This is a genomic window from Hirschia maritima DSM 19733 (assembly GCF_000378345.1).
Lineage (GTDB): Bacteria > Pseudomonadota > Alphaproteobacteria > Caulobacterales > Hyphomonadaceae > Hirschia > Hirschia maritima.
Map to the genome: position 1 here is coordinate 1 of NZ_KB899553.1, position 2,050 is coordinate 2,050.

Below are 2,050 nucleotides of genomic sequence, written 5' to 3' on the forward strand. Positions count from 1 at the left end.
CGATCTTCATATTCTTTTGTGTGTTCAGCCATTTTAGCTTCATCACCTAAATCACCACGGTAGATGATTTCAGCAGCACCTTTTGCACCCATCACAGCGATCTCAGCATTTGGCCATGCGTAGTTTACGTCACCACGTAGGTGTTTTGAACTCATCACATCATAAGCCCCACCATAGGCTTTGCGTGTGATCACTGTAACCTTTGGAACTGTCGCTTCTGCATAAGCAAACAACAATTTTGCACCATGGCGAATAAGGCCACCATATTCTTGTTTCGTGCCCGGCATAAAGCCCGGAACGTCAACAAATGTGATGATCGGAATATTGAAACAATCACAGAAACGCACAAAACGAGCAGCTTTACGTGAGGCATCAATATCTAGAACACCCGCAAGCGTCATTGGCTGGTTTGCAACAAACCCTACCGGTGCGCCTTCAATGCGTCCAAATCCACAAAGGATATTTCCACCAAAATCAGGGCTTACTTCAAAGAAGTCTCCCTCATCTGCCACCTTCTCGATAAGCTCGCGCATATCATATGGCATGTTTGGATTGGCTGGAATAAGTGAGTCTAAGCTATCTTCTATACGGTCAATTGTATCAAACGTAGGACGCTTTGGTGGTTTGTCCGCCTGTGATCCAGGTAGGAAATTGATAAGACGACGAATTTGCGTCAACGCCTCTACGTCATTGTCAAACGCTCCATCTACGACGCCTGATTTCGTAGCGTGAACAGATGCACCACCAAGCTCTTCGTGAGATACATTCTCATTGGTCACCGTTTTCACAACATCAGGACCTGTCACATACATGTATGACGTATCTTTCACCATAAAGATGAAGTCAGTCATTGCCGGTGAATACACATCACCACCAGCACAAGGCCCCATAATTACTGATATCTGCGGAACTACACCGGACGCCATCACATTTTCAAGGAAGATATCAGCATATCCAGCAAGTGAATCCACACCTTCCTGAATACGCGCACCACCCGCATCGAAAATACCAATCACAGGCGCACCGTTTCTCATGGCAGCTTGCTGAACTTTCACAATTTTCTCTGCGTGAGCTTTTGAAAGCGAACCACCAAAAACTGTAAAATCTTTTGAAAACACATAGACTGGGCGTCCATCAATGGTTCCCCAGCCAGTGACAACTCCATCACCGGGAATACGTTTGTCTTCCATACCAAAATCGGTACAGCGGTGCTCAACAAACATATCCCATTCTTCAAATGAATCTTCATCCAGAAGAACTTCAATTCTTTCGCGAGCAGTCAATTTACCTTTTGCGTGCTGTTTTTCGATTCTAGCCTGACCACCGCCAAGTCTTGCTTGTTCGCGTTTCTCAGCAAGTCTTTCTAAAATATCACTGCTCATTTAATGCCCCGTATTGTGTTATCATCTCTTTTTATCTTCATCTTGATAAAAGAGAGACACACACTCTGGCAAGCCTTCATGTACGCTGCAAAGGTCTATTTGTGCTGCAAAGCAGCAAAAAAAGCGCTTTTCGAACTAAAAAGCGCTTTTTCCTTACAATTGATCAAACAAATGGTTTAGCGATCAAACCTAAATCGGTCTATTCTACCATCTCTTCCAACGGTACAAACTGTTTGACGGTTTCTAAATCCATTCTGTCCGTGAACTCTCACAGTTCCAGTAACACGTAAGCGTCCTTTACGCCCAATTTCAACACGTGGCTGGCGACTATATTGAGCAGAATAAGCATCATATCTATATACTTCTCGATTAGCAGCTCGCGCACATGCACCTATCGCAACACGTTGATCAGAATAACTAACCCGTCTTGAATAATCATGTGGATAATCATGGCGACGGTCATGTCCATATCGACCATCTCGATCGTGTCTGTCGTGACCATAGCGCCCATCGCGATGGCGATCATTTCTGCTATCGTAATATCTCACGCTAGAGAGCTCAAATATAGCGCGACACCCATCACGGATCCACATCATATTGCCATTTAGGCCCCACTCATCGCCTTCATCACAACTACCTTTAGATTTGCGATCATGAACGCGTGCATC

At 44.8% G+C, this 2,050-nt stretch carries 2 protein-coding genes; both read right to left on the reverse strand.

The genetic code is table 11. The features are described 5' to 3' along the window. Positions 1–1,382, reverse strand: a 1,382-nt coding sequence (locus tag F551_RS0115940; RefSeq protein WP_018998517.1) for an acyl-CoA carboxylase subunit beta, incomplete at its 3' end; no start/stop codon positions are given. Between the two features lie 176 nt (positions 1,383–1,558). Next, on the reverse strand, positions 1,559–2,050 hold a 492-nt coding region (locus tag F551_RS16920), incomplete at its 5' end, for a DUF3011 domain-containing protein (RefSeq protein ID WP_033405309.1).